This is a genomic window from Cysteiniphilum litorale, from assembly GCF_003428165.1.
GTDB lineage: Bacteria > Pseudomonadota > Gammaproteobacteria > Francisellales > Francisellaceae > Caedibacter > Caedibacter litoralis.
Window position 1 is genome coordinate 55961 of record NZ_QLIQ01000014.1, and the last position, 10350, is coordinate 66310.

Consider the following 10350-nt stretch of genomic DNA (forward strand, 5'->3'; position numbering starts at 1 on the left):
TAAAGAAGGGCAGGGTCGCCATGCTGATTAAACTGAATTTGCTCTAAATGATTTATGTTAAATGCAACTTTAAGCTCAAGAAGATGGTGTAATTGAAAGCAATGGACTTGCAAGTAACAGTGTATCTCCATAGGTGTAAGCATTAGCAAATCCGCCATGATTATACTCTGCGGTATAACCAGAGTTGCTTAATTTTTGCCAGCTATTAGTGCCATTTTTTTGTATGTATAAGCAAGAACCGCCAATAATAGGATCAGCACCCAGCGCATATAAGTTATTCTCATCATCATGTGAAATGGTTTGTGTAGAAGGGGGCAAACTTATAGTAGTCGCACTCGAGTTCAATAGGTTATAGCGCCACATTGTGTTATCAACTCGTGCGTAAATATAGTTATCTGTTAAATCAATCGAGTAGACTTTTCCAGAAAGTGTTCTTGTGTAGCTTGGGGATACTGTCTGGTTATTATTAGCGCTTAACAATGTATTAACATCAAAGGTTAAAAATGCGCGACGGTATGTGCTTGTAACACCATACTCCCACGAGTCTGCATGAAGTACTAAATACTGTCCATTTGGCGTGACTTTAAACATCTCGGATACTAAGGTTAGGTACGAAGGGTTATCTTTAATCCAAAAGCCAGATGGGTAATTAAAGTTTAGCTTTTTGCAGGTTTGGTTCGTATTGCACACTAATATAACGCCTTGCGCATTATTGGCGTTGACCCCATAGACATTATCGTTCCAACGTGGATAGATGAAATAATCATTGCTATTAGGAATTGTTGCTGATTTGGTAATACTATTAAACCAATTGGTATTAAGACTGTCTTTTAACTTAAACCAACTTTTACCCAAGTCGATGCTTTGCTGTACTGCGCGTGAATTTAAAACAAGTCCGCTACCGAGAGCTCCAGAAATACTACTTACTTCATTTGAGGTTAAATTGTTCATATTCTGAACTTTGTATAAATATTTAAAGCCATTACTATCAACGCCTGTATAGTTATCTTGAGGGTAAAAAGTATAAAGCAGTTGGCTAGGGCTGCTATTGTCATATCTAAGTAATGCAATTTGACCATCACCAAAGCTGCGCATATTTAAGATTCTTCCTTCTTGCCTAAACTCTGGTGTTGAAAATAAAACACTTAAAGGTTCATTGGCTGATTTATCAGAGATGTTTTTAATGGATGCTTGTGTGTTATCAAAAAAGCCATACTGGAAGATATCCCAATAATGCGGGGTATATAAAAAGGTTTTTGCCATGAGCGTATAATTAGCTGTGATAGGCAGTTTCTGATCGGCAGTTGCCGTAATTGTAATACTTGTTGTTTTGGGTTGAGAGGCATCAAAGCTTTTAGGCGTGTAGTAATAATATGAGCAGGATTGACCTGATAAAAGGGTATCTGCGCAGCTATCTGCCATCGCACGCGCCTTGATATAATTATTACCAGTAAATGAGTTCGTTAAGCTAACGTTGTTTGAATCATCATTATGCACATTAAGCTTAATGGTGTTTGGATGATTTTCGTTATATTGCGTATCTTCACTTATCGTAATACTTGATGGAGGGACCACATAAAAGCTTTTTGAGGTCACATTATCAATATTAGATGTGATATCCGGTGTGATATTAATTTTATACTCACCAGATTGTACTGCTTGAGATTTATTGATGGTAAATGTTTTATCACCGTGAGCAGGAATAATCGTGTCAATGACGTTTTTAGTAGAAAAACCACTGACTGCTTGGTCAGTCGTATCACTAAAGCCATACTGCGCTTTTGTAATATCAGCATCAAAGGGACTCGTGTTTGTCACAAGGACATCGATATCTTGTAGCGTGTTCTCACGGAAGTAATCCGTTGGTGTATTTGTACCAAGATCTTTTAAGACAAGGGATAATGAGGCATTTGGGATTGTTACCTCATGGTTGAGTGTAAACATATTGCCATCTTCTTTATTCCCAAAGTAATAGGATAAAGATAGGGTGTTTGTAGTAATTCTTGATGCTTTGGCTGATGCGCTCACTTCTAAGGTTACATGACAGCTTTCATCATGCAAAAGGGTCGATAAATGGCAGGTCTCACTCTTGAGGTTAACGCCATCAGGTAGTTGCGTTGTATCAACCTGCTCGACGGTCACAGCTTGAGCGTCATTATTGGTCAATGTGTAGGTGTAATCATCTGGTTTATCAATTGGTTTATCAATGATGAAACTCGTCCCTTCATTCACATTGATATAAACAGGTTGTGGAATAATATTCTCTGCCGTAATTAAAATAGCAGGCGTGTCAGTGTTTTCTAAGTGACGAATATCATCAGCAGTAAACAAAGCACCTGCTTTAAATGAAATTACAAATGTTTGTGTTTGCTCAGGTAATAATTTATTGATGCTCAGGGTTGATTTATCAATATCTACTAATGGCAAAACTGTATCAGCAACGACAAGTGTCAGTTGAGCAATATCTTTGACATCGCCTTGACTTCCTTTATGCGTAACCGGAATGGTAATACTTTTTGGTGCTGATTGATCACTTAAAACAGCAGCTGTTGAAATATCAGCATAAGGTGCATCGATAAGCTGGACATTGGTTTTAAGTGCAAGTGTGAGGGTGTGTGATACTTCGGTACTGCTATTATTGTTACGAAAGTTAAGCGTAAATTGCCCATTACCTGAAAGCAATGAATCAGTTTCGATATTGATTTGGCAAGACTGATGAGGTGCTAGCACATCACAGTTATTGTTGGTGATTTTTACACCTTGAGGCAGTTGATCTTCACTGATGGAGATGATTTTATAACTGTCATCGGGGTCATTATTGGTTAGCGTGTATTGATAGCTTTTGCTTGGTAAAAGGGTGGTGTCTCCGGCAATCTCAAGACTACTACTATAGCGAAACACTGGGGTAATACTAATACTATCACCTGTGTTTGTGTCATTGGCGACCACTTGGATCAGTTGAGTTTGTAAGTTGTTATTTAGCGCATCCGCAAATACTGTTAGCGCATTATCATCTTTAAAAGTTAAGGTAAGTGTTTTTGTGCCACCTAAATCAAGTGAAAAGCTTGGCGTTTCAGAGTCAATATAGGGCTTTAGGTCATCCACAATTTGAAAATGTATATTTGCCAAAGCATTGCCAACAAAGTTGCCATTGGGCAGTTTAGCAATACCAATGTTTTGAATGTCGAACTGTGTCTTATTTCCTGCAAAGATGTTATGGGGAATGTTATTGTCTGTGATTAAACGGTTACCACCAAGAATATTGATGGGTGTGATGTAATCGTTTGGCTGATACGAAAATCCTTGCTGATGATAGGTGATATACCAAGGAATAGTAGTACTAACCTTAATAGATGAATCAAAAAGTAGTTGGCAGGCTGTATTCGCAGCTAGCGCTTTAATGTTATCAGTTAAATGATAAAAACAGCTATTTTCTGCCACAGTATTAAACGCAAGCTCAGGTTTATCTAAAAATGCGCTAAAGTCAACATTAAACGCATGAGCGGAGATATTGCTAATTGTGCCCAAATTAATACTAGGCTTATAATCACCGGCGGAAGGCAAGTGTGTAATCGAGTCTTGTCGAGTAATATTAAGCGGAAGTTTAACCTCAATATTTGGCGTAATACTGTGAGAGTTGCTACCCATAATTTGCAGTGCATTTAATGATTGATTGTTGTTAAGCGCGGATATCAACAGGTCAATTTGTTTACTGGATAAATTCGCTTTTGGTTTTAACCATAGCGGTGTTGATAGTGTCTCATCTGGTGCCAAGGTGGTGTAATCAATCAGCCTTGAGTTATTGATATCAATAAGATCCGCTAAGGTGATAGCAGCACCATCTAGTTGACCGATTGTTTTAGTGGTATCGATAATGATCTGAGGGGTGTTTATATAGTTCTTACCAGTATTTTTTATATCAAGCTGAATGTCCTCTGGCATAATGGCACTTACTGCTTGAGTAAGTGCTATTGTACTCATATTTGTCGTCGGTTTATCGACTTTTTGTCTATCAATCGCAATACTGAGCTTTTCACCTGAGGCAAAATGAATATTAAGCCCCGGAGTACTATTTTGTAGAGATTGCAAAGAAGCTTTTTGTTCTACGTTCACAGATGGCAACTCATGTAAGTATACATAGCAACGTCCAGTTCGCGCTGCCAGTACTAAACCACTGCGACAGCTATTGATTTCTGTCGTATCCAAGACATAATTGTTGTCAGAGAAATCAAAGGAGCTAATGACCTGATCTTCATTGCCAATATTTTTGATCTCATAGATATAACTTGCACTAAGTCCCAAGATACTCTCTTTTGGATTCGTTTCGCTAGCACTATAGGTTAGATTGGTAATAGGTATAGGTGTTGGCGTTGGTGAAGGTGAAGGGGTGTCTGAGGAACCACCGCCTCCACCTCCCCCGCAACCGGCAAGTGTTAATGATAATAACAAAATGATTTTGGGTAAGGTTTTCTTTTTCATAATTGCCTCAAAAATGGTTATACAGCATGGTTATGTTTTAACCGTTATTATTTAATAAATACGTTCTTTTTGTGTACAAATGTTGACGCACAACGCTGTGCATTAATATTTCAGATAGAAATTCTGTAAAATGATTAACGAACGGTATATGACTTGCATTTTTATATTTTATCGCTAACCTCAGATAAGCTTTTAAGGATTAAACAGACAAGGAGAACTAAATATGATCAAGAGCAAAATAATAAAACTCACTGGCTTAAGTATCTTCTTGATTGGTGCTAGTGTTTTTGCCAACGATATGCCACAAGCAACTCGATTGATGCTTGATATTAACTCGACACCTCAAAATCCAACGACTTTTCATTGCACCGTTCAATTTCCTGAAAAAAATTACAATCCAAGTTATTCAGATCGTATTGTGATGATGAATTACGGACAAATGATCAAAGGTTTTGGAAATAATGAAGCCAATGATCTAAAGAGCATAGATCGAGGCAGATTGCTGACAACATCTAAAGTTCTAAATAATATATATTTTGAAGCATATCATGACCCATCTGCATTTTATAAAGAGATCCCTGGATTTGTTGATGTGATGGTGGGTGTTCCTGATGCAAAAGTTAGTTGTACTAAAGGGAAGGGTAAGCGTATTTCTAACTTACTTGGCACTAAACCAACTGAAAATGAGCGCTTATTAGTTGAGGGGACATTTGGCTAAAGGCATAGTGCTTTGTCTAAACTATCAACCAATCATTAATTCTCAAGAAAATTGTTTATTCAATATTATCAATATCTGAAAAACTAAGATTGCCACCTTTGTATGACTGATCTAGGAAAGAATAATTAGAGTCATTATCCATCATCCCTTGTGTTTCAGATATTTCTTTAATTGATTCAACTTTAGATTCTGAACTTTCTGTTAATGAAGCTGAACTGGAGCTTGGTTGAGGTTGGTAGTCTCCAATCGCTTCGTTGATATCCGCTAACGTAGCTTTAGATAATCCAAAATTTCCTAGCCGTCTTAGCGCTGTCCCTTTAAATGAACTTGTACCGATATTATATTTATTTGTTCTTTTAAATAACCATCTATCAAGCTTTACCCATATACTTTTATCCTGATAAGCATTGTTATACTTAAAGTCAATGCCCGTGGCTTTTGAATGAATATAACCTTTAGCAATTTCTTTTAATGGGAAAACAAGAGGACCTACCAATACAGTCCATACTGTATTGTTAGCTATAGATTTAGCATAAGCTAGACTCCGTATTTTAACTTTAAACGAAGCAGTTGAAAGCTCGCCAAATTCAGCACCAGGATATGATCCTGCAAGTATCATAGCTGTTTCGGTTGTTAGACTACCTAGGGACTGTGCCATATTGTCAGTATTACCATTAATTCCTGATTGTATTGAGTTTTTAATACTTCCAACAAGCATTGTTCTATCGACGGCATATTCAAAAGAACCGACGTTATTGCCAGCGCCTAGCCCCCAAGCAAGATTACCAACAAAACCAATAGATGAATGCGCAACGCCTTTGAAATATTCACTGGCACCATCAACCCAATGCCAATTCATATTCGTGTCAAGACTCCCTCCTGCAATTCCAATGATTGGGTTTAAAAAACCGGACAAGAAAGCCAGACCAGCGTTATTGCCTGTAGGATCAACATAGGCGACACCATTACCCAAAGCATAAGCATATTTGTTCATCGGCGCTAATGCCTCATCTCGCTGAATAAAGCGTTGAATAGCAGGGTTATAAAAACGCACACGATTATATTGAAGCATACTTTCTTGATCAGTATAAGCAGAAGCATAGCCCCAAGGATTATAAGAAAGGGTTAATATATTATCTTGATTTGATGTAAGTACAGGCAAGACGGATAAATCAGATAATTGAATGCCATAGCTATCATAATAATTAACAGATAATTTATCATTTTCTAGTGTTGCATTAATATCTTTGTGATCGCCTAATAAGATCTGATCGTGTGATTGAGCATTATCATCTTCATACATACGAATATAGCGTTGATCACCATTGATAAGGTAACTAGCTGTTTGTGGTTTTTCTGTATTTGTAACCAATACCTCGTTAATAAGTTGTGGAACCTGACTGTTATCATAGTAATAATGGATCGTTTGCTGATTAATGATTTTTTGACTACGCATACCATTGGCATTATAGGCATACGTAGCAGTTATTTTTTTAGAGTTATCTGCAAAACTAACCAGTTGCTTTTCATCGTCATAGGCAAATGTTTGGTGATGAATAGTATCTGAAATTAACTCACCATTGATGTCATATTGATAATCCTGAGAGGATTGAGGTGATGACAAGCATGTTCTTAATTCCCCTTGTGAGTCACGCTCACAAATTAAACGATTGTCTTTGTCATAGCCGTAGTAAATGGTTGCTTTTGTTAAACCATCTTCTTTTGTCAGAATATTGATATTTGCATCATCATAAGTATACAAAGTATCTTCTGTGAGAATCCCTTTGGCATCAGTTGTGCGTGACTCAAGAATCTTCCCTAACGCATCTAATGTATAGTTTTGTACAATATTGTTGTCGCTATCACGGTAGTAATAATCTTTTTCAATCACAAAACCGGTTTCAAGATCATATTTATACTCAATAGCTTGCTGTAAACCATTATGATCTGAAATACTGAGCGTTTTCAACTTTCCTGATAAATGTGGGTTATCAGTAGTTTGGTAATAGACATAAGTTTCAGTCAAATCTCCATCTAAAGTGATTTTGGCGATTTTCCCCACTTGCGTTGGATCTTGTGCTTTAAGTGGATTAATACTGTTATCCCCTACGTAGTTAAAGCTTAGCTGATGTTTTTGACCATTAGCACCTTGATAGACAATTGACGTAATCGGAAAGTTATCAGCTGTTGCTAACGGTGTATCGCTATAATAATAGGTTTCAGTATTCCCTGCGACATCCGTTTGTGTTTTTAAGCGGTTGTATTGATCATACGTATAACGAATCGAGTGAGATCCAGCATCACCCAAATGACAGTTTTCGCTATCACAATAAGTAATTGCAGTTAATTGATTTCCCTGTTGCACATTCGAATATTCATAGTGAATATGACTTGATACTTCGCCATCTACTGCTTTTATTACATCGGATACTTGGTAGCCTTCAGCAGAATCAGGCGCATAATAATCATAGTGATAATTTATGGTGTGTTTCCCATGAATCGTTTTATCAGTTAGACTATCTTGCACGTTATAATGATATTCAGTCATAACACCTGCATAATCTGTTGTTTGAGCGACCTGTCCCTTGGGATCGTAAGTATAGGTTTTGATTTGATTATTATTATTCTTTAGAGTTGTTAATTGCCCAAAGTTATTGAAACTTGATAGCTCTGAAGTTGCTTGGTACTTGCCAACCATTACTTGTTTAGATAAAAGGTTACCTAATAAGTCATATTCTTGATGCGATGTGACGTTGACTTTTAATTGACCTTCTTGATAAAAATTCACCATATGATCTGTGAGTTTATTGAGCAAATCATATTGATTCGTAGCACTGAATAGTAATTGAGTCTGGTCATTAACGTTTAGGGTGCTTTGTTGTGCAAGGGTTTGACCTAATGCGCTAAGAGTTATGTTATTTGAAGTTAGTGATTTGTTATAGTTTGACGTATAAGCATCACTGCGAGTTATATCTCCATTATCTGTAAAATAAGACTTACGCATGAGCTGATTGTTATATGCGCTTGCTATTACTTGATTAATTTGATCACTCTCTTGGGTGTTTTTATTCACAAGTTGACTTGATGTGTCATCGTACAAATTACTACGCTTTATACCAAAATATTGGCGTGTAGCGACCATTTCCCCTTTGGGATTATATTCATATGTCGTTGTTATAGCATCTTGATCTGCTGCTTCGGCTTGACCATCAAAATGCTGTGAATAATTAATTTCTGAAATCTTTCTTAAGGCGGCATCATAGATAATCTCATTGAGCAGCTGCCAATGGACGCCATCTGTGTAACCCCCTATGTTTGTATAGGATTTCCATGGATTTCCTAAGCCGTCAAAAACTTGCTTTTGACAGACTCCTGAAGCCTCAATATCACCTTGAGTACTAAGATGCAATGGATTTGTACAAGACTCAACATAGTTATCTTCATCGACATTGCCAAATCCGTAAAAATGATCTACTTCATTACCTGCATTATCAATCGACTTTGTCAATCTGCCCAAAATATCATATTGGTTAAGAGAGCTTGTTGTTGGCTTTTCATCTGCATCAAAAGGTTCGCTTTGGCTTAGGATTGAGCCATTTCTATAATCCGTTGTTTGAATGGATGAAATACGACGATCATCAGCTTGACTCGTTGTCGTGGTTGTTAAGGTCTTATCCTCTTGATTGTAGCTATAGCTATAATCTACTTCAGTCGACTGTATACCAGAATGATCTTTGGTTGCCCATTGTGATATTTCTGATTTAACTAAAGTAGGGAAGTTATCATTGATGTTGAGCTCTTTACTTTCCCCGACATTATAAAATGACTCGCGTGTAATACGCTCAGCAGTTAACTGACTACCGGAAATATCATTACTGTAACCCGTCTCTTCATATACTTTATTGCCATACTGATCCGACTGTGTTAGATGATATTGGTATTGTTGAGCATTAGATAGTAATGGGTCATAGTGAATAATTAAGATTTCTCCCTTGGAGGCATCTTTATCATAGCTATAGTAATAAGCAGTTTTATCTTTGAGTTGATAACTACCCTTGGATTGATCATAACGTACTTGTAGTGTTGGAAGACCATAGTCATTATATTCAGAATGTAAAAAGCTAGTGCGCGTATTTCCCTTATCAACAAAATAGCTAAAGTGATTACGCACTTTTGCATAATTGCCTGAGCTTTGAAGCTGTTGATAACTCGGGAAATCATAGGCATTTTCTTGATCGTTAAAAGCATCAGAGGCACTCTTTGCGGATGCGTTAAGTCCCTCATAATAACTTTTATCGGCGCTTTGCAAAACCCAGTTATTTGTAGCTGGATCTTTATAATAATGCTTTACTTCAATCGGTAAGTGTAAGTGGTTGTATGTGGTAACATCCTGCTGATAAATTCCATTGGCACCGCTTTGCTGGATTGATTTGTAGGTGTACGTATTATCACCATCTTCAAGTGTTAAGTCCTTATGGTTGGCGTTATTTAAGCCATAGTTCGGGAAACCTGAGAAATTGGTTTGTTTACTTGTGCTGTAATCATAGTTTATAACCTGAGGAACACTCCCAGCATTTAGGTAACGCTTTACTGCAATCACCACTGGCAAATAAGTTGCTGTAGACAAAGTACAGCTTGAGGTATTACATGCAGGTATTCCATCTTGATTTTGACTGTAATCAATTTCTATTTGTCCACCTGTTGGTAAGGTCATACTATTAAGATACCCAAGACTGTTATAGCCTATGTTTGTACGTTTACCTTCAGCATCTTGGTAATTGCTTAAATTGCCGTCATTGTTCACAGAAAGGATTGATGTTGAACCATCAGGACTTGTAACTTTATAATAGCTAGCATCCGGGTAGTAGCTTAAGCGATGCTCTAATCCTCTGGCATCCCCAAGTTGGTAAGCAAAATTTCTGAAACGTAGATGACATAAGACTTTTCTAGAATAAAGAGAACCAGTTAAGGCACTACATATTTTGAGTTTGGTATTGTAGCGTCTCCAACTATTTGGCGTCGATAATCCCACGATGAATGCGGAGATGATTCTGGCTATTTTTAGGTCTCTTATCCGGTTAAGAAGGCAGGAATGATTCGTATGTTAAATTGAAGTGCTTGCCTGCTTCTACTATTTGCTCTTCAAATAACAG

Annotated in this window: 3 protein-coding genes; 1 reads left to right on the forward strand and 2 read right to left on the reverse strand. The window is 37.2% G+C overall.

Features of this window, described 5'->3' with window-relative positions; translation table 11 throughout:
* Window positions 1–75: 75 nt before the first annotated feature.
* Window positions 76–4479: a hypothetical protein gene (locus DNJ75_RS07365; protein ID WP_117002802.1), complete on the reverse strand. Its 4404-nt coding sequence runs from the start codon at window positions 4477–4479 to the stop codon at window positions 76–78.
* Window positions 4480–4702: 223 nt separating this feature from the next.
* On the opposite strand from DNJ75_RS07365, the gene DNJ75_RS07370 reads away from it, so the two are divergent.
* Window positions 4703–5197: a hypothetical protein gene (locus DNJ75_RS07370; protein WP_117002803.1), complete on the forward strand. Its 495-nt coding sequence runs from the start codon at window positions 4703–4705 to the stop codon at window positions 5195–5197.
* Between the two features lie 55 nt (window positions 5198–5252).
* Here DNJ75_RS07370 and DNJ75_RS07375 read toward each other — a convergent pair whose 3' ends face one another.
* A complete protein-coding gene (locus DNJ75_RS07375) occupies window positions 5253–10229 on the reverse strand; it encodes an RHS repeat domain-containing protein (protein ID WP_117002804.1) in 4977 nt (1658 codons plus the stop codon).
* Window positions 10230–10350 lie beyond the last annotated feature (121 nt).

Coding starts and splice junctions, on each gene's coding strand:
- DNJ75_RS07370 (WP_117002803.1), top strand. CDS start 4,703: ATGATCAAGAGCAAAATAATAAAACTCACTGGCTTAAGTATCTTCTTG.
- DNJ75_RS07365 (WP_117002802.1), bottom strand. CDS start 4,479: ATGAAAAAGAAAACCTTACCCAAAATCATTTTGTTATTATCATTAACA.